The organism is Mesorhizobium sp. M1307, assembly GCF_040318155.1.
Lineage (GTDB): Bacteria > Pseudomonadota > Alphaproteobacteria > Rhizobiales > Rhizobiaceae > Mesorhizobium.
Genome location: NZ_JAMYLR010000047.1, coordinates 1 through 23,491 on the forward strand (window position 1 = coordinate 1; position 23,491 = coordinate 23,491).

Below are 23,491 nucleotides of genomic sequence, written 5' to 3' on the forward strand. Positions count from 1 at the left end.
TTCTTTTTTTAAAACCCCCCCGCCATTTGGGTTTGGCGGGGGGGCCAAAACGCGCCCCCCGGGCGGGGTTTGCATGGGGGGGGTCGGGCCCTACGCCGCCCCGCGCGAGGCGATCTATTCAGCGGCCATGTGCGGTTCGCTGTCTTCAATCTGCGCATCGTCGTCTGAGAGGAATTCGGGCAGCTCTTCCCCATAGCCGTCGGCGCCGGCGCCGCTATCAGCGCCAGCACTGCCGTCGAGGTCGACCAGGCGCAGCGGCTCGGGCAGCCAGCCACTATCGGTCAGCAAGCGCTCGGCTTCCTTCGCCATATCACCCTTCTTCAGATGGTCGATAAGCTGTACGGCCTGTTCCCCCTTCGCCTCTCGCACTGCCTCGAGAATGCGAGACTTGGTGATGCGGCCGAGATAGTTTTCGACTGTCGGTGTCCAGCCGGCGTCGACCATATCGAGACCGACCGCGCGTGCCAGTCGATCAGCTTGCGCGATCCGCTGCCGAACCCCGTGTGCCGAGATAGCGCCGCCATAGCGGTCGGCTTTCTCGTGGAGCGCGTTCACGCCGTAGCTGACGCAATGGGCGAGCAACGCCGCGCGGCTGGTCTCATCAAGTGAGGCGATCCAGTCCCAAAGTGCATCGTCCTCGGTCGGCAGGTCCGATTTCCAGGCCTCATGGCGTTCGGCCACCGATTTCGCCGAGGGGCTGTCCTTCAGGTCACCTGCCTGCAGAGGAAAGAAGACGTGACGGATCGAGGCCTCCAGGCACCCGTTCGTGGTGCGGTGCTGGAACGTGTCGGTGACCAGCTTGTGCAAGAGCGCTGTCATGGCGACGTGAGGGTTGCCGGCAACCGCATCGCGCAACGCCAGCGTCCGGCGTGCGGTCAACTCTGTCACCAGTCGGTCCGGCAGAGGCTTGACCGCATCGTCCTCGTCTTCCTCGCACTCGACTGCCTGGCCGCCAATGGTGACAACGGCACGGTGCACCGACGAACTGTCGGCAGCCCCGGACCCGCCGTCCCTGTTCGATTCATTCGCGCCGTCGAATGACATCGGCGGCACGTCCTCAGGCCGGAGAAAGCCGCGGTCGACCGAGAGCGAGCCGTCGGCGTCGATGCTGACGAACGCGCCGGCGATGGCGATGTCGGCCGGATCGAACTGCCTTGGGCGCTTGTCGAAATTGGCGAGCGCGGTCTCGATTTCACCGAGTCGCTGATCGACGTCTTCGGGCAGCTCGTCAGCACCCTCAGATTCGGTTTCAAGCTTGGCATGCTCGGCGTTGAGGGCATCGATGGTAGCCTGCTCCTCGGCAGAGAGATCGAGCGGATCACTCTGCAGCTGATACAGCCCACGCGTTGCGTCGTAGGGGAAGCTGACAGCGACCTCGACCCACTTCCAACCCTCGGCTGCAACTTCCTGGGCAACCGCCTTGAGCTTCTCGGTGACCAGGCGGTCCAACAGCGCTGCATCCTGCAGCCAGCCGCCGTCATCCGACTGGAACAGGTCGTGCATGACGATACCACCCGCGGCCTCATAGGCGTCGGTCCCCACGAAGACGGCGCGCTTGTCGGAGGCGCGCACCGTCGTTTCGGTCAGCATGCGCCGGATTTGATAGGGCTCTTTCGACCAGGCATCCCTGATTGCCTCCCAGATCTGCTCCTGGCGAGCGCGGTCTTCAGAGACCGTGAAGTCGGGTAGGAACAGCACATTGCTGGGCCATTCCCCCCTAAGAACCGTACGTGCGAGTTTCCCCGCATACGGCTCAAGCCTCTACAAAACTCCGTTTTACCGGAGCCGCCAGTTCACCGTTCCAAGTATAGCTGTGGGCCTGCCAGTGGCAGTTGGTGTGCAACAGCGTGAGGTTGGATCTTGCTTCCGATCCGCCGAGACCACGGGGAACGACGTGGTGGATTTCCCACCCGGTATTCACCGTAATGTATTCTCGACAGATAGGGCAGATACCACCCTGCGCCTTCCAGAGCTTGGGCGCCAAGTTCCGCCCTTGCCGATCCATGAGCTGACCATGCCTGTCGGCAAAGTAGCTATCCCATGACGGGTCGAACGGGTTGGCCTCGGCTCTGATCTTGCGATGACGCCGGATAGGAACGTCGGTGGCTTTTACGAGCCGCACGAACTTGCTGTTTCCCTCGTCGTCATTCACCTCTGCCCGGAACACCCAGTTTCGCGTGCCTTCCCGAGCGAAGTAACGATCCTTCACCCAAGTTAGCGGCTTATGTGGGTGCCTGCGGCAAGCCCATTGCCAGAGTTGCTTCCAGATGAGGTGATCGACCTTTCCGAAGGTCTCTGCCGCCACCTGATTGCGGTGATAGTTCGCCCATCCTCGGATAACCGGATTGAGGCGACCGATCACATATTCCTGCTTCGCGGTTCTGGCGTCCCTGATGATCGTCCGGACCTTGCGCAAGAACGCTTGCACATTCTTCTTGGCAGGCTTTATGAGGAGCTTCCCATCATATTTGCGCACGTTCCAGCCGAGGAAGTCGAAGCCTTCCTCGATATGCACGATTTTGGTCTTCTCCTCCGAGAGGGCGAGCCCCCTCTGTTGCAAGAAGTCCTCCATCAGCGACCTTGCCTCCTCCAGCAGCTCTTTCGAGGCACCGGTGATGACGAAGTCGTCCGCATAGCGGATCAGATTGACCTTGTTCTTTCGACATTGTGGGTGGCTGGGAGCGAAGCGCTTGCGCAACACCCTTTCCATCCCGTCCAAGGTCATGTTCGCGAGCGTCGGCGAGATAATGCCGCCTTGCGGCGTTCCCGCTTCCGTCGCGAACAGTTCGCCATTCTGCACGAACCCGGATTTCAGCCATTTCTGAAGCACCACCTTGTCCGTGGGGACGTTGGCGATGAGCCAGTCATGACCGATGTTGTCGAAGCAACCGGATATATCCGCGTCGAGAACCCACTGGGCCGATACACGTTGGCGCAGTGCCTGGAAGCACTGTTCCGCCGCGTCGCGGCTCGCTCGCTCCGGCCGGAAGCCGTAGGAGTTCGGGTCCGCCGTGGACTCCGAGATCGGTTCCAATGCGAGCAGGTGGAGTGCCTGCATCGCCCGGTCCCGCATCGTCGGGATGCCCAATGGACGCATCTTTCCGTTCGCTTTCGGGATGAACACCCGTCTCAACGGCTGTGGCTGATAGCCTCGCCGTGCGAGCGACAACATTCCTCTGGCACGTTTACCCGGTGTATCCCAGATTTCTCCGTCAACACCGGGTGTCTTCTTTCCTTGGTTTTCGGTGACACGCTTCACGGCAATGGCTTTGCCGCTACGCGAGTGGGTCAGCAGCCATTGCAAAGCTTTCACCTTGCCCCAGCGGCCTTCCCGAACTGCCTTCGCGATACGCATCTGCAGCCGCCGAGCGGTTCGGTGCGCGCTAGCCCAGTCGATCTGATGCCAGTCGACCTCACCGCCGGAGGCCGCACCAGTCAGGGTTCTACAAACTCTCTCGCGACGAGAGACCAGTCGGAAGTCTGCTCCCTTTCGGGCGGGGTGATGTTGGCGAACCGCAACCCCTATCCACGCCATTACAGCGCGGCATTCGCTTTCTCCGACCTCCCATACCCGCACCCCCAACAGCGTTCCTTGCGGTCGGCCTGCCCATTGCTAGGCAGAGATACGGGCTTATCGTGTTCCACGTAAGTGACGATGGAAGGTTAGGTGCCGGCTTTTCCCCGGTGGGTTCGAAGTCCTCGCTTCGGAAATGGCAAATCCGAAGTCCAACCCACTTACCATTTTGGTTCGTGCCTGACAGCATCTTTGGCACGTTACAACTAACGAGGTTTAACGCCGATTCACATATGTTAACCTTACTTCCAAGCCTAGCCTCCTGCCACATAATGCTTGCAGCTTCGCGTTCGCCCTCGCGGGTTCTGCTTCACCCTTTCGGGATCGGAGTACATTCTCAGGATGGCTTCAGACACAGCAGTCTCCCGTCATGCCTGCATCCCTAGGCTACTGCCGGAGGAACGGCAGGTTTTGTCGAGTCGCCGTTAGACGACAAGCAAAACAATCACTTACGCAGCTTCACGCCGCACAGCCATGAGTTGCTCCAGCGTCATCCCGTCATCGGCATACACATCGAGCAGCACTGGGGAGACAGAAGCCAGCCTAAGCCGTTGCTTAACGACGTTGACCGGCACGAAGAAGGCTGCGGCAATCTCCTCCTCGCTCATGCCTTTTTGGCGCATGTCCTGGAAGGCGCGAAACTGATCGAGCGGGTGCAGCGGCGCTCGCTCAATGTTCTCGGCGAGCGACACCTCCTCGGCAACGATCGCGCTGTGACGGGCGCGCACGACACAGGGCACGAGGGCGGTCTTGGCGAGGCGCTTTTGCTTCACCAGCAGCTCAAGCGCGCGGAAGCGCCGGCCTCCGGCAGGTACCTCAAACATGCCAGTCTCGTTGCCGTCGCTGTCGACGACGGACAAGACGCTGAGGCTCTGGATCAAGCCGCGGCGGGCGATCGAGGCCGCAAGATCCTCGATCGAGACGCCGACCTTGACGCGCCGGACATTGGACTGGGAGAGCACCAGCTTGTTGAAGGGAATGTCGCGCGAGGACGACAGGGTGATCTTCTGAACGGCAGTAGCCATCGGGATGTACTCCGCGACGGGCGGCCGAGAGCCTCTCTCTCGACCTCCAAACCCGTCATGAGAATTCCGTCACTCCCCGCCCTCTGATGTGCTCTGCAGCCAAGCGACACTTGTCGCGGAGCAGCCGGTCGGTCCTGGCGCTCTGCAACGACTTCGCCGCAGCGGGGTCCGGCATCGAGGCAGACTTCGGTCATGAACGCATCAGCAGGAAGACGCCCAACTGGAAGCGGGCGGCCATTACGCTGCCTCCCGCCGATCGTCGTCAGCGGCGACTTTGTCGGGCAAGAACCCCAAGAGATAATCCGCAGCCCTGCTTGCCAGAGAGGCGGCGCGAACGATCGCACGGTTATCCTCGCGCAGGACCTCCAGCCACGAGCCGATATAGTCGGCGTGACGCACGGTCGGAGTGATGCCCAGCGAGGCGCAGCAGAAAGCCGCACTTATCTCGGCAACCAGCTCTTCGAAGGCATACTTCTTGGTGCCGAAGGAACCAGACAAATCCCGGTTGAGGCGTGAGGCATGACCGGTGGCGTGCCCGAGTTCATGCAGGGCGGTCCGGTGCCAATTGATCGGCTCGAAGTAGGCTTGGGGTGGCGGGACCCGTACATAATCCTGGGCCGGAGCGTAGAAGGCGCGGCTGCCACCAACCCGGAAATCGATCCCCGTCTGCTTGATCAGCCTCTCGACCTTCGGCTCGATCAGGCCGGGTAGGGGCGGGTGCGTGGCCATCGCAACATCGTCGGGCAGCCCGTCGCACTGCGCGGCGTTGAACACCGTGAAGCGTTTGAGGAATGGGATCGATCGGGCTTGCTCGCCGGTTTCGCGGGTACGCTTTTTCTCGTCGTCGGGCACGAACCGATGGGCGTAGACGACTGTCGTTCCATGCTCACCCTTGCGGACGCTACCGCCAAGCGCGAGCGCCTGGCGGAAGGTCAGCCAGCTCTGTCCTGAAAAGCCCTGCTCGATCACCGAACCCCAGAGGATCAGGACATTGATTCCAGAGTATTGCCGGTCGGTGGCGGCGTTCTTCGGCATGGCGAGCGGCGCCTTCGCAGCTGCCATTCCCCATGGCTGAACCCAGGGCAGCCGACCGGCCTCCAGCTCGCCGATGATCTTGCTGGTGATGTCGTCATATACGCTGGCCCGGCTCGGGGCAGCTTGGTGCCGATGCTTGGTCATTGCGAGTCTCCGCGTCGGGCGCCGGGAGCCTCTCTCCCAGCCTTCAACCCGTCAGTGCGCCAAGCGCGGCGCTCTAACTCTATGGACTCGAACGAAGATTGCGGTTGCTGACCAACTCCGAGGTGAAAGACACCGTTCGAAACCGCAGCGTGAGGCGATCAGCAGAACCCACTAAAGCCGGGCGCGCGGGAGTAGGCCCAAGAGACCTGGCAGTGAGTCCATGGAAACGGAAGCCGCACAGATAGCCGAAGCCAGTCAGGAGTGGTTTCACCGGCCACGGAAGTGGGGAGCCAGCCGAAAGGCTCGTGGAGTGCGCGTCAGCGCAACCGTTCCGATTAGCAGGTCAAAGGAGCATCTTTGCCGCAGGCGCTCCAGTCGGCGCTTTTCGCAGCCGTATATTCAGAGAAAAGATCGTGCGGCAGGGCATCCGGAATGGCGAGACAGAAAAGTGTGCTCAATGCGACCCGCGATCCGTCTGTTTCCGAGCGAAACTATCGGACCATAGAGATTGGCTGAGGGCTCCGTTTTGAAAATCCCCGAACAATTCGACGAGACCACGCCCCTGCGCGTCGCGATTGCAGCACGAATTGCCTTTCCCGATGGCTCGATGTGCGCAGCAGGCCTACGCAAGGAACGTGACGCCGGCCGACTTGAAACCGAGCTAATCGCAGGAAAGGAGTACGTCACCTTGCTGGCGATCACCAGAATGAGGGAACTATGCCGCGGGCGTCGAAAGGGCCACGCCTCGTCTGGCGCGGCGAAAGCTGGAAAAAGGACGGAACACTCCGAAACAAAGCTGGATGGTTTATCCGCGATCGAACAACGTTCATCAGCGCTGGCAGCGGCGAAAAAGGCCATCCAGGACCTGAAGCTGAAAAGGCGCTCGCGGCCTACATCGCAAGCAAGTACCACCGAGCGCGCGGTGCCGAAGATGTCTTGATAGCCGATGTCGTCAGCGTCTACCTGAGAGAGGTTGCACCGAAGCATGCCGCGCCGGAAGAGACGGCGGCTCGGCTGGACAACGTCCTCGATTTCTTCGGTGAAAAGACCCTCGCCGCTATTAACGGCAAACTCTGCCGCGACTACGCCGCGTCCTGTCCCACAGAAGCCGTTGCGCGCCGCCAACTCGAGGATTTTCGTGCAGCCATCAACTACTATCGCAGGGAAGGTTACACGACTGCCGCACCGACGATTGTCCTGCCCGACAAGGCTGGTGCACGCGAGCGCTGGTTGACGCGCAGTGAAGCGGCCGCTCTCATCTGGGCAGCTTGGCGTATGAAGCAGAAATGGAAGGGCCAGGAGAGCGGCCGGCGTACCGGACGACACCTCGCCCGCTTCATGCTTGTCGCGCTTTATACAGGAACACGCTCTGCCGCAGTCTGCGGCGCCGCCGTCCGTCCAACCAAAGGGCGTGGTTATGTGGACCTTGACCGCGGCATCTTTTACCGCCGTGCCGATGGCGCAAAGAAGACCAAAAAACGCCAGCCGCCCGTGCGCCTGCCGGACCGGCTATTGGCTCACCTCCGCCGCTGGGCGTGCACGGATCTCGATATCAGAACCAAGGCGCGCGGCAAAAGCGCAAATATCGGCCGAAAAATATCGCAAGATTTTGTCGTGGAATGGAATGGAAAGCCGGTGGTGTCGGTAAAGAAGAGCTTCAGGAGAGCTCGCGAGGCAGCCGGCCTCGGTCCCGACGTCACTTCGCACACGCTTCGCCACACCGCTGCGACCTGGCTGATGCGGGCCGGCACCGACATGTGGCAGGCGGCGGGCTTTCTGGGCATCACCGTGGATGTCCTGATCGATACTTATGGCCACCATCATCCCGACTTCCAGGCAGACGCCGCCGAGAAGATCGCCAAGAAGCAGGTCGCCGCCGAGGCGACGAAATCGGTCTCAGGACAGATGACAATGAAACATGAACTCGGCAGGGGGGGCCCTATGTTTCCCACCCAAAGCTCGAAAGGAAACGCGATCATTGCGAAGCAAGCGTGACGATCGGGCCCAAAAAGCTGCGGCTTTGCTGGTAGCGCACATCGTTCGGGACGATGGGGTCGCAGGTTCACGCTGCCACCCGCACCACTTTCTCTAATTTGGGTTGGGCGGTCACGCCGTTCGAATCCACTCCGACTCCCCGGACTGAACGAAACTGCGAACTACGAGCTGCCGATCCCCTCGAAACAAGAGGACCAGCTCTCCTCCTTCATGAATGATCGCTGCGACCGCGGCCGAATTGCTTCCACGAGGTCCGGTTCGAACCGCCGTGTTGTTGCGATTTTCGTCTAAGAGTTTGCGCCAGCGAGCAAGACGCTCAGGATCCAGCATACTAGCGGCCAAAGCTGCTTGTACCGCATAGCCGGGTTCATTCTGCTCCATTCCTCTGAAACGTGGCGAAGACAAGCCGCTTGCTTTCGCGCACGCAGTCTTCAAGCGGCTTCGCCTTCGCCAGATGCGCCGCAATCGCGCTGGCCAGTATGCAACCTGTTCCGCGCATTGATGTGGCAAGGCGCGGTGTATCGACGTGGATGGGTTCATGATCGGAGCGTAATAAAATATCGGTCGATCGGAGTCCCGAGGCATGCCCACCCTTGATCAGCAGGGCCTGAGGGCCGGCGGCCAACAGTCTTTGTCCTTGTCGGAGCGCATCGTCCTCATCCACTGCCAGTTCGGAGCCAATAAGGTGCGCCAGTTCGGGAAGGTTGGGCGTGACAAGGCAGCAAAGCGGCATCAGATCGCGCTTCATGACAGCGATAGCGGCTGCCTCTAAGAGCGCCCGGCCTGAGGTGGAGGCCAGCACTGGATCGAGTACTGCCGGCACCTGTCGATTTTCGCGCAGTACGGCGGCAACCGCAACGACGATCTCGGCCGTTGCGAGCATGCCGATCTTGATTGCCGCCACCTTGTTGGCCTGCAGCGCGGCGCGCATCTGATCGGACACAAGATCGGGCTGCGAAGGATGGATTTTCATCACGGCTTCGTGCGTCTGCACCGTCAGCGCTGTGACAGCCAGGCAGGTGCGGACGCCAATGGAAGAGATCGTCTCGATATCGCGTGCAATTCCAGCCCCACCGCTGGAGTCAGATCCGCCGACCACGAGCACATGCGGTTCTCGCCTCAGCGCCATGGCTTTGTCTTTTCGATCCATTCTCGCGTGCGCGCTTCGGGATCGGCATTCAACGTGATGTCGGTGACCACCGCCGCGCTGTCCGCACCAGCCTTGAAGACACCGTCGAGCCGGTCAGGGGTGAGGCCGCCTATGGCGACTAGGGGAATGGGTACCACCCGATGCTTCCACTCGCTGATCCGCTTGAGCCCTTGCGGCGCCCATTTCATCTGCTTCAGGACGGTGGGATAGATGGGGCCGAGCGCGATATAGTCGGGCTCGGCAGCGATCGCCGTTTCCAGTTCGGGATGATCGTGCGTGCTGAGCCCGAGCTTCAATCCGGCGTATCTAATCGCCAGCAGGTCGGCCGCAGCCAAATCCTCTTGGCCGAGATGGACGAAGTCGCAGCCTTCCTCAATGGCGAGCCGCCAATAGTCGTTGACGATCAGTTGGCAGCAGTGCTGGGCGCATAAACCCTTCGCCTTGCGGATCTCCGCGCGCAACCCGGCCTCATCCAAGGTCTTGATGCGCAACTGAACCAGCTTGACGCCAAGTGGCACCAGCCGTTCGATCCAGGCGGCGCTGTCGACGATCAGGTAGAAGGGATCGAGCTTCATGAGAAAACCGCCCTGCCGATCGTCGGCGTCGAGGGCACGGCGACCTCGCGCGGTTCGAGCATTCCCGAGCTGAAAGCTTCACGACCGGCCTCGACCGCCTTGCCGAACGCACGCGCCATGCCGACCGGATCGGCCGCCTTGGCAACTGCGGTGTTCAGGAGTACGGCGTCAAAGCCGAGCTCCATGACGGTTGCCGCGTGCGATGGCCGTCCGAGACCAGCATCCACGATCAGCGGGACATCAGGGAAATGTCCGCGCATCGAGCGCAGCGCCATGATGTTGACCGGCCCGAGGGCGGAACCGATCGGTGCGCACCAGGGCATCAAGACCTTGCAGCCCGCCGCAAGCAGCCGCTCGGCGACGACAAGGTCGTCGGTTGTATACGGGAACACCGCAAAACCGTCCTCGCACAGGATGCGGGCGGCTTCGAGCAGACCGAACACGTCCGGCTGCAGCGTGTCGTGATTGCCGATCACTTCGAGCTTGATCCAGGGCGTGCCGAAGACTTCGCGCGCCATTTGTGCGGTCGTGACCGCTTCCTTGACGGAGTGGCAGCCAGCAGTGTTGGGCAGGATTCTGACACTAAGCGAGCGGATCAACGACCAGAATTTTTCGCCAGCCCTGCCGCCTGCCATTTCACGGCGCAACGAGACGGTCACCACCGCCGTGCCCGAAGCCCTGACTGCATAGGCAAGGATGGCCGGCGAAGGATATTGAGCCGTGCCAAGAAGCAGGCGCGACGGAAGCTCGGCTCCATAAAGCTCGATCATGGCCTAGCCGCCCTGCATGGGCGAGAGGATTTCAATCCGGTCGCCGTCGTTCAACTGGAATTCCGCCCGGTTGGCTTTGTGCACGAGGTCATTGTTGACGGCCGTCGCCAGCCAATCGCCCTCATAGTCAAGCGCGGCAAGCAGCGCCTCCAGCGTTGTGGCGGCAACCTCATGCGCTTCGCCGTTGACCATCAGTTTCATGAGCAAGCTCCTTGGTTCTGTCTTGAGTGAAAACCAGATCGGCAGCCTGGCGCGCCATGGCGGGAGCCAGGAGAAAACCGTGACGATAGAGCCCGTTGATCGCGATGATTTCACCCTTGATTTCGACGCGCGGCAAATTGTCGGGAAAGGCTGGGCGGACGCCGACACCGGTTTCAACGATCTCGGCCTCGCCAAAGGCCGGGTGGAGGGCATAGGCGGTACCCAGCAGTTCCATCATCGAACGCGCCGTAACCGGTCCGACGGACTGGCTTTCAATCATCGTCGCACCAATCATGAAACGGTGGTCGGTGCGCGGCACTGCATAGAGTGGAAAGCGCGGATGCAGCAGCCTGACGGGGCGCGACAGCGAGATATCAGGGATACGCAGGGTGAGCATTTCGCCGCGAACGCCGCGCAGCCAGTCATTTTGCGCCGCCATTCCTGTACAGTCGATCTGACGATCGAAACCAAAAACATGCTGGGCGTCGGCGCCGAAGCGGAACTCGACCCCCGTGGCCGCGAGCTTATCATGAAGTGCTGCCATCGCCTGGCGCGGATCAAGATGGCCCTCAGCGGGGAAGAGCAATCCGCGGCGGAAGCGGCCGGCTAAGTCGGGCTCCAGCAAGGCAATTTCATCTTCCTCGACGCGCCGATAGCCCGTCGTGCGGCTGGCGAACCGGTCGAGCTCGCCCGCATCGCGCGGCCCGGCCACGACCAGCGTTCCGGCCCGCGTCACCTGGCCGGGCGTTGCGGCATCCCACCAGTCGGCGGCACCGCGCCCGAGATCCAGCACCGGCTGCTCGGCGCTTTCACGCTCGCACCATGGCGCCAGCATGCCGCCGGCGAACCACGACGCATTGCCCCCAAGGGCAGGCCTTATCTCGGCAACGGTAACCGCCGCGCCGCGTGCGGCGAACTCGAAGGCGGCGGTGAGGCCGGCGACGCCGGCCCCTTTGACCAAGACCCTCATGATCGCTCACGTGGCTGAGGTATGAGCGGTGCGTCGGTCTCGTCCGCCGGCACGTAGAGATCGCCGCCCTCGCGGTATTTCGCCGCCATCGCCGCCATGCCCTCTTTCTGTGCCTCGGCGCGGATGTCGTGAGAGATACGCATCGAGCAGAATTTCGGTCCGCACATCGAGCAGAAATGCGCCACCTTGTGCGCCTCCTTGGGCAAGGTCTGGTCGTGGAAGGACCGCGCGGTTTCCGGGTCGAGCGACAGATTGAACTGGTCCTCCCAGCGGAACTCGAAGCGCGCGCGGGAAAGCGCATCATCCCTGACTTTCGCTGCCGGATGGCCCTTCGCCAGGTCGGCGGCGTGGGCGGCTATCTTGTAGGTGATCACGCCGATCTTGACGTCGCTGCGATCGGGAAGGCCGAGATGCTCCTTGGGCGTGACGTAGCAGAGCATGGCGGTGCCGAACCAGCCGATCATCGCGGCGCCGATGCCTGAGGTGATGTGGTCGTAGCCCGGCGCGATGTCGGTCGTCAGCGGTCCAAGCGTATAGAACGGCGCCTCGCCGCAGACGGCGAGTTGCTTGTCCATGTTCGCCTTGATTTTGTGCATCGGCACGTGGCCAGGCCCCTCGATCATCACCTGGCAATCCTTCGCCCAGGCGATCTGCGTCAGCTCGCCGAGCGTTTCCAGCTCGGCGAACTGCGCCGCGTCGTTGGCATCGGCGATCGAGCCTGGACGAAGGCCGTCGCCGAGCGAGAAGGAGACGTCGTAGGCTCTGGCGATGTCGCAGATCTCGGCGAAGTGCTCGTAGAGGAAGCTTTCCCGGTGATGGTGCAGGCACCATTTGGCCATGATTGAGCCGCCGCGCGAGACGATACCCGTCACCCGGTCGACGGTCAGCGGGATGTAATGCAGCCGCACGCCGGCGTGGATGGTGAAATAGTCGACGCCTTGCTCGGCCTGTTCGATCAGCGTGTCGCGGTAGACCTCCCAGGTCAGATCCTCGGCAATGCCGCCGACCTTTTCGAGCGCCTGGTACAGCGGCACCGTGCCGATCGGCACCGGCGCGTTGCGGACGATCCAGTCGCGGATGTTGTGGATGTTGCGGCCGGTCGACAGGTCCATCACCGTATCGGCGCCCCAGCGGATCGCCCACACCATCTTTTCGACCTCTTCCGCCATCGACGATGTGACGGCGGAGTTACCGATATTGGCGTTGATCTTGACCAGGAAATTGCGGCCGATGATCATTGGCTCGCTCTCGGGATGGTTGATGTTGGCGGGAATGATCGCCCGTCCGCGCGCCACCTCGTCACGCACGAATTCGGGCGTGACGAAATCGGGCAGTGTCGCGCCGAAAGCCTCGCCGTCGCGCTCAAGCTTGCCGTGCAGGATCTCGCGACCAAGGTTCTCGCGGATGGCGACGAACTCCATTTCGGGTGTGATGATGCCTGCGCGCGCGTAGGCAAGCTGCGTCACCGCCTTGCCTGCTTTGGCCCTGAGCGGTCGGTGGCGGATGGGAAATTCCGGCGTCAGGCGTTCGCCCGTCGCGAATCCGTTGTCCTCCGGCCGGACATGGCGACCGTCACCGGCCTCGACATCGCCACGCGCCAAGATCCATTCGTGGCGAAGCCGGGCCAGGCCCTTTTCAATGCTGGTTTCGACAGTCGGGTCGGTATAGGGGCCGGACGGATCGTAGACGGTGACGGGCGGCTCGCCGGCTGTCGGATGGACGGAGATTTCGCGCATCGGCACCCTGAGCTGCGGGTGGATGGTACCGGATTTGTGGATTTTGCGTGAGGCAGGCAGCGGTCCCGTCGAGACGGCGGGGGTGAGGGCATTCATCTTGAGGCTCCTTTGCTCGTTGCATTGGAGACCCAGTTCTGTGCCGGAAGGATGAAAAGACGCTTTGGTCGACCTGCTCGAAACAGGACCTCGGGCGTGAACTCCCGCAAAGCGCTTGCACCGTCCCTACGCCAGTATGAACTGGATCAGGTTCAACGGGTCACTGCGCCGCGAAAGCCAGCAGTATCTCAGCCCCTTGCCGGGACTCCCCTGGTGAATGCGTGAGGTTGGACGGGACGGCTCCGGTTTGTCAAGCGCGTTCTGGCCGCGGCTGATCGGCGGCCGGTCAGACCGTGCGGAAAAAATCGTGCATGTCTCGGCGACAAGTCAAGCGTCGGAGATGAAGGCAGGGACAAGGGAATCGCAAACCGTCGGACTAAAAATCGATCCTGATGATCACACCTTCAATGGGCACCAAAGGTTTGCGCGTAGATCGCCTCGATTCTTCCTGCCTCGTCACTGGTCAGCGCGGCGAATTCCTTTTCGCGCGCGCGATTCGATAGATGTCCATCATTCTGGTGAAGAAAACGGAAGAGCAGATCGGTCAACCGCTCGGGCATGTCGATAAAGGCGTCCACCTGCTGCCGGAACTGATCGTAGCGCTGCAGAAATGCGGTTTCCTCGGGAAGGTCCCGTTCGATCGTCCGCTGAACGCAGGCATAGAGGAATTCGGCGTGCGGAGTTGCATCGAAGAACCGGTAGAAATCACCGGTGTCATTCAGCACCCGGACGTTGAATTGCGGCGTCGGTTCCCATTCCACCAACGGCAGAAGGCGCTGCGAATAGCTCTCGAGCACGCCCCTGTACTCGTTGATCTGGTCCAGGATCGCGGCCGAGACGGGAAAGACCACTCCCGGCGGATTGAAGCCGCGCATGGCAAGGACGTGGTGGATTAGGTAGCGGTGAATGCGGCCGTTTCCGTCCTCGAATGGGTGAATGTAGACAAAGCCGAAGGCGAGGATTGCGGCGGCTACGACTGCATCAAGCTTTTGCGCGGGGCCCTGATCGAACGCTGCCATTCCATCGATTAGCCGCGGCAGGTCCCCGGGCCGAGCGCCGATGTGATCGGGCAAGGGCGTGCCGTTGTCTCGGTCATGCTCGCCGACGAAACCTCCTTCTTTTCGGAAGCCAAGTCTTACGAAACGGGCGTCGCCAAGTACAATTCTTTGCAGACGCAGCAGCTCATCGCGATCGATCGGCCAGCGGCCGGCTTCGCCGATGGCGCGGCCCCAGCGCTGGATGCGATCTTGCGGCGGGTGCTCGCCCTCAATCGCATAGCTTGATCGCGAGTCTTTGAGCAAAAGAAAGGCGGCGGTCCGAGCAAGGAGGTCGCGCGGCACGTCCGCTACGATTGCCTCCGCGCGCCGCGGTAGTTCAAGGCCGATGAATTTTTCCAGAATCTTGGTGCGGAACACCAGAGGGCAGAACTCACGCGTGCCGGGGAGATTGTCCCTTACGCGGTAGCGCGAAGCGGTCTTGTCGGGTCCGGGCCACTGCAGCTCGGGATCGACAACCGGAATGTATCGTCCGGCCGCGGCGTCCGGCAGATCGATACGCGCGCCCCTCAGCCATTCATATAAAAACCAGATGCGGCGGACATAACTGCCGGTCGGGCTTTCACGGACCAGCGCCTCGATCGGCGCGGGACCGGTCACTTGGAACAGCCGCTTGAGGACGGCAAGGTCCAGTCCCTCGTACTTGAGCGCAAAGGTCAGGTGGCCCTCGAGGGTAGGATTTGGGGCGTGGCGGGGGGTCATGATCCGCCAGCCATCCCGTTCGGTAATGCGATGATGCTCGCCAGTGGCGAACAACCTACGGGGCAAGGGCACGGCGAGCCTGTAGGCTCCGATCAGGGCGCTGTACCCGGCCGGGGTCGCCGTTTCAGGAAGGCGGAGTTCCTGAAAAACGGTAACAGGACCTGAAAATTGGTGCTGTTGCACCGCAGGCATGAAAAGCGAATCCTTCCATCGAATTTTGGTTTAGCCGGCCAAATCCTATGAAAAATGATCCTATTCCATGAAAATTGATGCTACAAGACAAATTTTCCGAAAACCGATTCTAAGACGGTGCTGAAGTCGATCAAGCAAGAACTCCGCCACCGGCTCAAGGAAGCGACTTCAGACAAAAAGGTGAGTCCAGGAACCGCCATTCGCCCGTCTCTTAGTCACGAGGCCGGCACGGATGGCCCGCCTTACGTCGAGCCGGATTGCTCGAGGAGCAGCGCGCCGTTCGGGGCTCACTCATAGAGCGCTCCGGCGCGCGATCCCGATTTGATAGCCGCGATCACGCTCGCGACTGATCTTGGTGACGTGGCGGCGTCGGAGTAGAAAAGTGATGCAGGATCTCGGTGGCGTCGTGTGTGTGTGTGTGACCTGAAGTGAGTTCTCTGCGGTATGGGGCGGCACGCAGCGCGCGCGTCTTCTCGGCAAACAGATCGACGAAGCGGCACCGAAGGGAAGTTCCTGGCATTCATTCTCGCCATCGCTGCCCCAATTTGCCGACCGGACTGCCGATCGATCTCGCCCAATACTTTGCGCGCGCAAGGGCCGAAGCTGAACTGGGCGGCACCTGCTCATTCGGGAGCTAACTCATGCTTGGCGCGCTAGCCCGAGAGAGCTGTGCCTGATCGAATGCGTGAAATCGTAGCTCGGGGTGGAGAGGCTGACGCGGTCATCTGTCACCCGCCTTCGGGCTGTAACGGAAAGCGCGACATCGTCTCCAATGCTCGTTCCCCACGTCGAGGGGCCCAGCGGCTTGGCTGCGGGGGGACTGTCAGCTAGTGGCCGCCGGGCCTTGACGACCAGCGAGCGTAAGAGGAGGCCCTGTACTGGCTGACGAAAACTTGCGAGCAAAGCCACGGAAAAGCATCATTCGAACGAACTCTTTCGTCGAGACGAGGAGGGCAGTGAGGCGGTAGCCGCCGCTTTGAAGCTCTCCGGCAGCTGCTACGCTGGTCGTTCAGAGGGTCGCAGCTGCGCTTGCGCCGTCATATCAGATAAGTCTAATATGATCCGCGCCTGGCCATCGAACGCCGCGGCGCCCTCGGGTCGGCGCTATTCATCGGGTGGGCATGTCGGGCACGCAAGGGAGGACGAAATGAGACTGGTTCAGTCATTTGCATTTGCTGCTGTGCTGCTTCTTTCGTCTGCATTGTCTGCGGCCGCCCACTCGGCTCGTGAGGACATCGAAGCGGCGTTGGTAAAATTCATGGACGCCTTCAACAGCGGAAACGCAGCAGCGGTAGGTCAAATGTATACCGACGATGCCGCCCTGCTGCCACCCGACGGCAAACGCGTCGATGACCGCAAGGGCGTGGAAGAATTCTGGCAGGGCGCAATCAAGGCCGGGATGAAGAATCTCACCCTGAAGGCGCTGGAAGTGGAAGGGAGCGGGAATCTCGCCTACGAAGTTGGCGCATTTACGCTCGGTGTGCCGAGCAAAGGCGGCGCCCTCTCCACCGTCGCGGGCAAGTATCTCGTCGTCTGGAAAAAGGGCGACGACGGGACATGGCGCCTACATCGGGACATCTGGAACTTAGGTGCGGCCGAATAGGGATAGATATCCAGGCCCTCATCGACTGTCTTGCGAAGGGTAGGGCGGCTGTATTGACCGGGATCTGGTGCTCTATTGCCAGCGCTGTCGAGTGGTGGCAGGACGATGGGACCGGCTAACCGCGCGGTATAGCTTCGGTCTGGCGCGCTTTCCAATGGATTTGCCGCCAATTTGGCGGATCGCTGATCAGTCGCGGTGATTGCGACCACGTCACCAATTCCAATTCCCCGCTTCATGAAACGAGTCTGGAGCGTGCTTAAGCAAGGGATTGCTAATGTGCGAGACAGCACGCTTCGCTCTAGCGGGTATGGCCCAGCGGCTTGGTTGAGGGGGGACTAGCAGCTAGAGGCCGCTGGGCCTTGACCAGCAGCATGCTTAAGAGGAGGCGCTGGCTGGCTGGCCAAAAACTTGCGCTCAAGGCAACGCAAAAGCATCATTCGAACGGACACTGCCCGCCAGAAGCTTATTCGAGCCAATACCACCATGGAATGCAAGCCCAGCAACCGGATTCAGCAAACATCGCATCAGGACCTGCGCTTGCCTGTCCATGGCCGCGCCAGTCCTTCGGCATTCAGCATTGCGACGCGGAGCAGCCAGCCGACCCATTATAGACCGCGACGGACGGTGATTAGGGCCAGCGCGGCGATAGGCAGCGAGCGTAACCATTGGCGTAAGTGGAGTGTTTCACGATCTCAATTGGTTGGCTCCGCCAGGTTTCCAGCTGGCTGCCACCGGGCACGTGGCAGCTGGAGTAAACAATGAAATATTCGAAACTGGCTTTTTTGGGCGGGAGCCGCGCTAGCTGCCTGCCTTTTGCCGAAACCGGCTTGGCCGAGCCAGTTCGGCTGCGCATATTGCAATGAGGGGTGAGAAACCTGGCATTCGACGGGAGCAGTGCAGTAACATCTGCGAAGCCTAGTCGAGTCTGCAAGCGGCAATCATTCGTCGTGAGTCGACGCTAGAGTGTGCGTTTCGCAGCACTCCGGCTGGCTATCTCGCGTAAGACGGCATGAAGAAGCGTTCCAATTTCCTGTTCGGCGCGCCCGGGTGCAATTCCTGATTCGGACAACTGAACGAGAATTGTCTTGGCGGTGCTGCGCCAGAACGCATTCGCCTCCTCGCCGTTCTTGGATTCCAGCACGCGGGCAACTCCCTCGACCAACTTCCGCCGCCGATACAGCGGAAACGCCCTTATGCTTGACACCGATCACCTCACCCATTCAGTCTCGCGATTAAGCATTGGCGGGTTAGAAAATCTGGTTAACGGCGTATTCTTTTTGGTAGTAGTAAGAGTTCTGTGCGGGCGCTGAACGGTGCCGCGATTAGCCAATGAGCGCGATGGCTTGGGCGCAAACTGTCGGGCAGGAATGGGTAAGAGCGGACATTGGCCGATCTCCGCTCTTCAGGGCCGGAAAAATCTCGACAATGCTCCCAATCGATTCCAGAGCCGGTGTCATTGGCTGGCGTTCCGGAATAGCCGATGTCGTCACGATAGGATTTGATCGTCGCTGCTGCGCGAACGGAGCAAGCCGGCACGCTCCGGCATCGTCAGCCGATCGACTTCATTGCCCCGCGCAGCAGTATAACCGCTGTTCCTGGGGCTCCCAAGCAGGATGTAGCTGCCCCTTTTGTTGACGCGATGTAGGTGGCCGATCATGATAACCAAGGGCGCAAAGAGCGACCCTCATGCTGGTGGGAGAATAAAAATGCAGCCACTTGTCATAGACGCGAAGCCTCAACCTATTTCAATTGATCCCGCTAACGCTGCAGTTCTCGTGGTGGACATGCAAAATGACTTCGGCTCCAAAGGTGGAATGTTCGACAGAGCCGGAATCGATATCTCCGGGATTCAACGGGCTGTCGACCCTACTGCCAGCGTAATAGCTGCCGCTCGCAATTTGAGAGTGCCCATCGTCTATCTGAAGATGGGGTATTATTCCGACCTCTCGGACCTTGGGACATCGGACGCCCCCAACCGTATCCGACATCTCCAGATCTTTGGGGTCGGTGAGAGCATGACAGCCCCGGACGGTAGCGAGGGCCGGATTCTGATCCGCGACACCTGGGGAACAGATATCGTTAACGACCTCAAGCCAGAGGCAGGGGATGTCGTCCTCTACAAAACGCGGTTCAGCGGTTTCTACGAGACCGAACTCGATTCTGTTCTGAAGACCGCAGGCATCAAACACCTCATCGTGACAGGATGCACGACCAGCGTGTGTGTGGAGTCGACAATTCGGGATGCCTTCTTCAGGGACTATCTCTGCATACTGCTAACGGATTGCACTAGCGAGCCCATCTCCTGGGATGCCTCAAGGAGCAATCATGACGCCTCGATCACGCTCGTGCAGATACTCTTTGGATGGACATCGACGTCCGACCATTTCCTGAAGGCGATCGAGGAGCGAGTTCAGGGGGGTCTTGAACTAGCCGAATGAACTGGCGAGGCCGCGTATCACCCGAATTCAGATCACGGCCTTGAGATTGGGTGCGGTGACGTAGGCCCATGGCAGGAGATCGTCGATTCGGCTGTTGGGATAGCCGTTGACGATCCTAGTGAGGACGTCGGCGAGATAGCCGAGCGGCTCGATGCCGTTAAGTTTGCATGTTTATGGCGACCGTCGAACTATGCCGAGTGCCTCTTTCACCATGGCGGTCAGAGCGTGCTTCTCCCGCCGTTTTGGCCGCAGGCCAGTCGTTGACACTCGGCATAATTCTCATGCTCAAAGGGCGTTCAGGAATTCCAGAAGCCGGTCGTTTGGTCGAAATCGCTCGGCTTTGGCGCGTTCGTACGGCTTCAGCTTGGCGAGTGCGGATTCCTTCAGCTCAAGATGTGCGTGAAGATAGATCAGCGTCGTTTCCATCGTCTCATGGCCCAGCCACAGGGCAATGACCGAGCAATCGACACCGGCCTGCAGCAATTCCACGGCGGCGGTGTGCCGCTTATGTCTTGGTCGACATAGACGGCACACCTGCGCCATGCACACGCTGCAGGCGACCCGGGATGTCCGCAAAGTCTCGCTCTGGCTCGGTCACGCCAGCCTCCAAAGCACTGAAATCTACCTGCGGGCCGAGCCGACTGCTTGCCGCGATGGCGCCCCCGTCGCTCAAGTCGGGTCGCTTCCGCACTCCCGCCAGGCTGCTGGCAGTGCTGAAGTCCGTCAGCCGATCGGCAGATTATGTCGAGTGATCGCTGCTCAAATACCGCAGGCGGCAAGCAATTGCCGCTGCGGACTCCGCATAATCAGACGCTCAGCGTAATTCCGGAAGTCGATTGGCCTCGTCGCCACGATGACCTTGACCGCACCAGTCGGCCCGATCACGACGTCACCGGGCGCGGCCTTGTCGCTGATCGTGGTTCTGAACGGCCTGCCGCGGATGGCGCCGTTCAGCCCGGTCTCCCGCATCAATCGTTCAATGGTGCAGCGGGCCACATCGAAGCCTTCGCGCTTCAATTGCCGCCACACCTTGCGCACGCCATAGACGGCGAAGTTCTCTGCAAACACTCTTGTGATCTCCGGCTTCAGAGCCAAATCCCGTTTCGCCCGCAATGACAGGCGGGAAGGATCGTGGTGCTGTGCCGCACGCGCGTGATAGGTGGACGTGGCAATCGGCAGAACCCTGCAGATTGGCTCGATCCCGTAGTCGCCACGATGATCATCAATGAAGGCGATCATTTTTTGAACGGGCGGTCGAGCTCCCCCTTGGCAAAATAAGCGGATGCTTTCCGCAGGATCTCATTGGCCTGCCGAAGCTCCCGGTTCTCCCGCTCCAGAGCCTTCATCCGCGCCGTCATTTCGGTGGGGAACCCCTGCACGTTGGCCGCTGTCCACCTCCATCCGCTTCAGCCAGCCAGTGCGGCTGGCGTGAGATAACGAGCCGCCACGTTTCACTCAGAACCCCGGCCCCGGCCGGGGTTTTCATTTGCCCGGGTGATGCTAGGCTTGATAGTCTCTCTTCCGCATTTGCTTCGGGGGATGCCATGCGCACGATCGTTTTGCTGTGCAGTGCCGTGCTTTTCTCGCTCGCCCACATCCCGGCCCGCGCCGAGGAACCTTCGGTCGAACGCGGCCTCTACGTCTCGATTACCGGCGGCTGCCACGACTGTCACACCATGGGTTATCGGGAAAGCGGCGGGAAGATCGACCCGGAGAAGGCGCTCAAGGGCAGCAACATCGGTTTCCAGGGTCCATGGGGGACGAGCTATCCGGCCAACCTGCGGCTCATGGTGGCAGACGACGGCGAAGATGAGTTCGTGCGCATTGCCCGCTTTTTCGACGCAGTGCCGCCAATGCCCTGGTACAATCTCCGCAAGATGGACGAAACCGACGTGCGCTCGCTCTACCGCTATATCCGGTCGCTTGGCCCCGCCGGAGCGGCAGCACCGCAGCTGGTTGCGCCCGGCGAAAAGGTGATGACGCCCTTCATCGTGCTGGAGCCGCCGCAGATGCCGCCGCCCTGCAGTCGCGATCTCGATTGCGGCATAGGTGAAATCTGCGGCACAGCGGAACCGCGGATGTGCGTTAAGCGGTAGGCCTCAGAACAGCCGTCTGGCTCCGGTCGAGTTTTTTATTTGTCGCCATGGTGATATGTTGCCCGCATGGCGAAGTTTCGCAGGTTCTGGAGGCCAGGGGAAGGGGGGAGAGGCAAAGATAGCCCCGGCCATAATTGCTCCCATCATGACCGAAATTGCTGCGGCAATGGACGTCCAATTTGCCCACACGGCGCCGGCTTTTTGTGTTTGACCGTGCCTTCAACTCTGCTGTCATACACGGATATCGCCACTCTCACGCTGCTGACGACGCCATGCTTGGACCAATGGGCACCTTCCGGTTGCGTTTCGAACGCTTCGGCGCCCCATGTTTTGACGCACAGCGCTGCCATGGAGCTGCTGCAGGCGGGCGTCGATTGTTCGGTCCCGCTCGACGGTGTTACTGTCAATCTCGATGCGACCGTCGTCGAGGAAGCGCGAGAGGCCTTCCCAGCGCGTGAGAGTGTAGCGGATCGTCAAGGCGAGCTTTGTCGTGTGGCTGATCAGGCCGAGCTTCTCGCGCAGCCAAGGTTCGAGATCGGCGACAATAGCGCGGCTCCTTTCCTGGCGACGCACGGCGTTCGTCTGCCGACCTCGTCACTCCAAACCTGGTCGAAAACGCGTTGGCGAAGCTCTGGATCGGACGGGTATAAACCGGCCTGTTGAAAGGGATTTTTGGAACCCATGCTTCAGAAAGGCCGTCACTGGTGATCAAAATTAGCGCCCGTCGGGATGAACGAGTGAACGGTATGTAAAAGGAGGACATTTGCAATGATTGTCCGCCCCAACCGGCTACGAAAATTGTCCCCAACTGGCGGTTGGTAGACGCCAAGCAGCCGGGCACGTATCGTTTGTTACGATCGGGCCGCACCGGGCACAGCCCACCCCAGCGCCCACGCCCGTGCTCGGCGCAACGCTCGATCGACCCGTCGTGCTGCAGAGTGCGGCGGGTTTTTCAATGCCGATCGCGCAGCTCTTCACTGCCTTGGTGAGGGTCAGACGGTCGTTGCCGTTCTTTTTGATCAGCTTGCTGACCTGGCTCGGCCACACGCCATTTTCCCGCGCGAAATGTTCCACCTCATAAAGCGCATCGACCGACAGGCGGCCTCGGTCGAACAAGTGAACAAGTCTCGATTGCTTTTGTTCTCGTCCATTTCCGTTCCTACTCACTCGACATCCGACGCAGCTGGGAAATGAGGATCCGTCCGCCAATCGAGGAATGGCGGGCGGATCCTATCAGCGCAGGAAGGGACTTTTCTGCGCAGATACAAATTCGGGGCTGTTGGAGCGTCATTTCTGGCTAGCGAGGATCAGCTAGCAACCATTCCTATCACCAAGAAGGTGATGGAGACGGCGAAAACCGGTGCAAGCAGCCAGCGAGCTTGGTGGACACTGTTCTCCATAGGCTCCTCCGTTGAGCGACGCCAACGAGTACGAACAGACACAGTTCCGGGTGGCTGCATGTGCGGGGCTATTGCGCGCTGCAGCGAAGACTTTGGTCCCACGCACGGCTAGACCGAAGGCTCAGTGAGGAACGTCTGCACAAGCTTCATGTTTGGGGGAGCTTTGGCGCAAAGTTTCGCGTCCAGTGCAAGAGAGCTCACAAGGAGATAGCTATGAGAATGCGTTTTTCCATCGCAGCCGCGGGATTTCTGCTGCTGGCTGGTGTCGGTGCTGCCGCCGCTCAGGACGTGGTGATCGACCCGGAACAGGAGACGGTGATTAAGGAATATGTGAAAAAGCAGCCACTCGCTTCGGTGAGAATTCCTGGAGTGGAGCTCAATATCGGCTCAACCCTGCCCGACACAGTCGAGCTTCATGAGGTCCCGAACGTCAAATACCGCTACGTCGTCGTCGACAACCGGACCGTTGTCGTTGATCCAGGCACACGCAAGATCGTCAAAGTCATCCAGTGACCTGAACGATTTGGGGAGGAGAAGCCCGCCGTTACCAAGTTAGGCGGCGCGGGGACGAAGCGTGTTTGATAGGCTGTCGGGCGGCAATCGATCTATAGATCTGCCAGCACCAGGCCTTGGGCAACGCTTGATCAACCCGCCGTGCTGATGGGCACGGCGGGTTTTTCCAGATGAAGGCGGGTTAGAACAGGTTGTTAATTTATGATAGCTTTGCCGCGGGA

Annotated in this window: 17 protein-coding genes, 7 pseudogenes, 1 riboswitch and 1 other annotated feature; of the genes and pseudogenes, 6 read left to right on the forward strand and 18 right to left on the reverse strand. The window is 60.7% G+C overall.

Annotation, left to right across the window (positions count from 1 at the left end):
• Nucleotides 1-114 precede the first annotated feature (114 nt).
• From NKH16_RS29885 to NKH16_RS29900, 4 genes and pseudogenes are all read right to left on the reverse strand, one after another.
• Nucleotides 115-1,680 (reverse strand): annotated as a pseudogene (locus tag NKH16_RS29885) (DNA-binding protein); the annotation flags it as partial.
• Nucleotides 1,681-1,753: 73 nt separating this feature from the next.
• Nucleotides 1,754-3,472 (reverse strand): group II intron reverse transcriptase/maturase, encoded by a 1,719-nt coding sequence (gene ltrA, locus NKH16_RS29890; RefSeq protein ID WP_352903284.1) that lies wholly within the window; start codon nt 3,470-3,472, stop codon nt 1,754-1,756.
• Between the two features lie 572 nt (nt 3,473-4,044).
• Nucleotides 4,045-4,599, reverse strand: a pseudogene (locus NKH16_RS29895) (ParB/RepB/Spo0J family partition protein); the annotation flags it as partial.
• A gap of 237 nt (nt 4,600-4,836) precedes the next feature.
• Entirely contained in the window at nt 4,837-5,778 is a 942-nt protein-coding gene (locus tag NKH16_RS29900) for an ArdC family protein (RefSeq protein WP_352903245.1), read from the reverse strand.
• Nucleotides 5,779-6,286: 508 nt separating this feature from the next.
• Between NKH16_RS29900 and NKH16_RS29905 the strand changes: the two genes are divergently transcribed.
• Nucleotides 6,287-6,718: an excisionase gene (locus NKH16_RS29905; protein WP_352452167.1), complete on the forward strand. Its 432-nt coding sequence runs from the start codon at nt 6,287-6,289 to the stop codon at nt 6,716-6,718.
• Complete coding sequence (locus NKH16_RS29910; RefSeq protein WP_352745697.1) at nt 6,715-7,773, forward strand: tyrosine-type recombinase/integrase; 1,059 nt, start codon at nt 6,715-6,717, stop codon at nt 7,771-7,773. Before NKH16_RS29905 ends, NKH16_RS29910 begins: the two co-directional genes overlap by 4 nt.
• 228 nt (nt 7,774-8,001) lie before the next feature.
• On the opposite strand, the pseudogene NKH16_RS29915 reads toward NKH16_RS29910, so the two are convergent.
• The 8 genes and pseudogenes from NKH16_RS29915 to NKH16_RS29950 form a co-directional block, all read right to left on the reverse strand.
• Nucleotides 8,002-8,145 (reverse strand): annotated as a pseudogene (locus NKH16_RS29915) (ribosome small subunit-dependent GTPase A); the annotation flags it as partial.
• Nucleotides 8,141-8,902 carry a hydroxymethylpyrimidine/phosphomethylpyrimidine kinase gene (locus NKH16_RS29920; protein ID WP_352745824.1) on the reverse strand — a complete coding sequence of 254 codons (762 nt, stop codon included), beginning with the start codon at nt 8,900-8,902 and terminating at the stop codon, nt 8,141-8,143. The gene NKH16_RS29920 and the pseudogene NKH16_RS29915, both read right to left, overlap by 5 nt.
• Nucleotides 8,893-9,498 carry a thiamine phosphate synthase gene (locus NKH16_RS29925; protein ID WP_352452169.1) on the reverse strand — a complete coding sequence of 202 codons (606 nt, stop codon included), beginning with the start codon at nt 9,496-9,498 and terminating at the stop codon, nt 8,893-8,895. The genes NKH16_RS29920 and NKH16_RS29925 overlap by 10 nt, the downstream gene beginning before the upstream one ends.
• Nucleotides 9,495-10,268: a thiazole synthase gene (locus NKH16_RS29930; protein WP_352452170.1), complete on the reverse strand. Its 774-nt coding sequence runs from the start codon at nt 10,266-10,268 to the stop codon at nt 9,495-9,497. Before NKH16_RS29930 ends, NKH16_RS29925 begins: the two co-directional genes overlap by 4 nt.
• Before the next feature lie 3 nt (nt 10,269-10,271).
• A complete protein-coding gene (gene thiS, locus NKH16_RS29935) occupies nt 10,272-10,469 on the reverse strand; it encodes a sulfur carrier protein ThiS (RefSeq protein WP_031253541.1) in 198 nt (65 codons plus the stop codon).
• Entirely contained in the window at nt 10,438-11,439 is a 1,002-nt protein-coding gene (gene thiO, locus NKH16_RS29940; protein ID WP_352903250.1) for a glycine oxidase ThiO, read from the reverse strand. The genes thiS and thiO overlap by 32 nt, the downstream gene beginning before the upstream one ends.
• Nucleotides 11,436-13,271 carry a phosphomethylpyrimidine synthase ThiC gene (gene thiC, locus NKH16_RS29945; RefSeq protein ID WP_352745705.1) on the reverse strand — a complete coding sequence of 612 codons (1,836 nt, stop codon included), beginning with the start codon at nt 13,269-13,271 and terminating at the stop codon, nt 11,436-11,438. Before thiC ends, thiO begins: the two co-directional genes overlap by 4 nt.
• Nucleotides 13,272-13,376: 105 nt before the next feature.
• Nucleotides 13,377-13,493: riboswitch (TPP riboswitch) on the reverse strand.
• 182 nt (nt 13,494-13,675) lie between these two features.
• Nucleotides 13,676-15,220, reverse strand: a complete 1,545-nt coding sequence (locus tag NKH16_RS29950) for a Fic family protein (protein ID WP_352903253.1) — start codon at nt 15,218-15,220, stop codon at nt 13,676-13,678.
• Nucleotides 15,221-16,367: 1,147 nt separating this feature from the next.
• Between NKH16_RS29950 and NKH16_RS29955 the strand changes: the two genes are divergently transcribed.
• The gene (locus NKH16_RS29955) at nt 16,368-16,823 is read left to right on the forward strand and encodes a YybH family protein (RefSeq protein ID WP_352576660.1); all 456 of its coding nucleotides are present in this window, start codon (nt 16,368-16,370) and stop codon (nt 16,821-16,823) included.
• Between the two features lie 958 nt (nt 16,824-17,781).
• On the opposite strand, the gene NKH16_RS29960 is transcribed toward NKH16_RS29955, so the two are convergent.
• Nucleotides 17,782-18,027, reverse strand: coding sequence for a DUF6074 family protein (locus NKH16_RS29960; RefSeq protein WP_352745710.1), 246 nt, complete (start codon nt 18,025-18,027; stop codon nt 17,782-17,784).
• 451 nt (nt 18,028-18,478) lie between these two features.
• Here NKH16_RS29960 and NKH16_RS29965 point away from each other — a divergent pair, with 451 nt between their 5' ends.
• Nucleotides 18,479-19,261: a cysteine hydrolase family protein gene (locus tag NKH16_RS29965; protein WP_352452176.1), complete on the forward strand. Its 783-nt coding sequence runs from the start codon at nt 18,479-18,481 to the stop codon at nt 19,259-19,261.
• A 27-nt stretch (nt 19,262-19,288) separates the two neighbouring features.
• Here the strand turns inward: NKH16_RS29965 and NKH16_RS29970 are convergent.
• From NKH16_RS29970 to NKH16_RS29980, 3 pseudogenes are all read right to left on the reverse strand, one after another.
• A pseudogene (locus NKH16_RS29970) lies at nt 19,289-19,432 on the reverse strand (transposase domain-containing protein); the annotation flags it as partial.
• Nucleotides 19,433-19,546: 114 nt separating this feature from the next.
• Nucleotides 19,547-19,765: pseudogene (locus tag NKH16_RS29975) on the reverse strand (tyrosine-type recombinase/integrase); the annotation flags it as partial.
• Between the two features lie 390 nt (nt 19,766-20,155).
• Nucleotides 20,156-20,662 (reverse strand): annotated as a pseudogene (locus NKH16_RS29980) (IS3 family transposase); the annotation flags it as partial.
• Nucleotides 20,426-20,542, reverse strand: a sequence feature (AL1L pseudoknot). Its footprint overlaps the pseudogene before it by 117 nt.
• 143 nt (nt 20,663-20,805) lie before the next feature.
• On the opposite strand from NKH16_RS29980, the gene NKH16_RS29985 reads away from it, so the two are divergent.
• Nucleotides 20,806-21,357, forward strand: coding sequence for a hypothetical protein (locus tag NKH16_RS29985; protein WP_352748879.1), 552 nt, complete (start codon nt 20,806-20,808; stop codon nt 21,355-21,357).
• A gap of 384 nt (nt 21,358-21,741) precedes the next feature.
• On the opposite strand, the pseudogene NKH16_RS29990 reads toward NKH16_RS29985, so the two are convergent.
• A pseudogene (locus tag NKH16_RS29990) lies at nt 21,742-21,949 on the reverse strand (IS66 family transposase); the annotation flags it as partial.
• 197 nt (nt 21,950-22,146) lie between these two features.
• On the reverse strand, nt 22,147-22,473 hold the full coding sequence (locus NKH16_RS29995) for a hypothetical protein (protein ID WP_352903256.1): 327 nt from the start codon (nt 22,471-22,473) through the stop codon (nt 22,147-22,149).
• Between the two features lie 497 nt (nt 22,474-22,970).
• Here NKH16_RS29995 and NKH16_RS30000 point away from each other — a divergent pair, with 497 nt between their 5' ends.
• Nucleotides 22,971-23,270, forward strand: a complete 300-nt coding sequence (locus NKH16_RS30000; protein ID WP_352903258.1) for a DUF1236 domain-containing protein — start codon at nt 22,971-22,973, stop codon at nt 23,268-23,270.
• Nucleotides 23,271-23,491 lie beyond the last annotated feature (221 nt).

Coding starts and splice junctions, on each gene's coding strand:
- NKH16_RS29900 (WP_352903245.1), bottom strand. CDS start 5,778: ATGACCAAGCATCGGCACCAAGCTGCCCCGAGCCGGGCCAGCGTATAT.
- NKH16_RS29920 (WP_352745824.1), bottom strand. CDS start 8,902: ATGGCGCTGAGGCGAGAACCGCATGTGCTCGTGGTCGGCGGATCTGAC.
- NKH16_RS29925 (WP_352452169.1), bottom strand. CDS start 9,498: ATGAAGCTCGATCCCTTCTACCTGATCGTCGACAGCGCCGCCTGGATC.
- NKH16_RS29930 (WP_352452170.1), bottom strand. CDS start 10,268: ATGATCGAGCTTTATGGAGCCGAGCTTCCGTCGCGCCTGCTTCTTGGC.
- thiS (WP_031253541.1), bottom strand. CDS start 10,469: ATGAAACTGATGGTCAACGGCGAAGCGCATGAGGTTGCCGCCACAACG.
- thiO (WP_352903250.1), bottom strand. CDS start 11,439: ATGAGGGTCTTGGTCAAAGGGGCCGGCGTCGCCGGCCTCACCGCCGCC.
- thiC (WP_352745705.1), bottom strand. CDS start 13,271: ATGAATGCCCTCACCCCCGCCGTCTCGACGGGACCGCTGCCTGCCTCA.
- NKH16_RS29950 (WP_352903253.1), bottom strand. CDS start 15,220: ATGCCTGCGGTGCAACAGCACCAATTTTCAGGTCCTGTTACCGTTTTT.
- NKH16_RS29955 (WP_352576660.1), top strand. CDS start 16,368: ATGAGACTGGTTCAGTCATTTGCATTTGCTGCTGTGCTGCTTCTTTCG.
- NKH16_RS29965 (WP_352452176.1), top strand. CDS start 18,479: ATGATAACCAAGGGCGCAAAGAGCGACCCTCATGCTGGTGGGAGAATA.
- NKH16_RS29985 (WP_352748879.1), top strand. CDS start 20,806: ATGCGCACGATCGTTTTGCTGTGCAGTGCCGTGCTTTTCTCGCTCGCC.
- NKH16_RS30000 (WP_352903258.1), top strand. CDS start 22,971: ATGAGAATGCGTTTTTCCATCGCAGCCGCGGGATTTCTGCTGCTGGCT.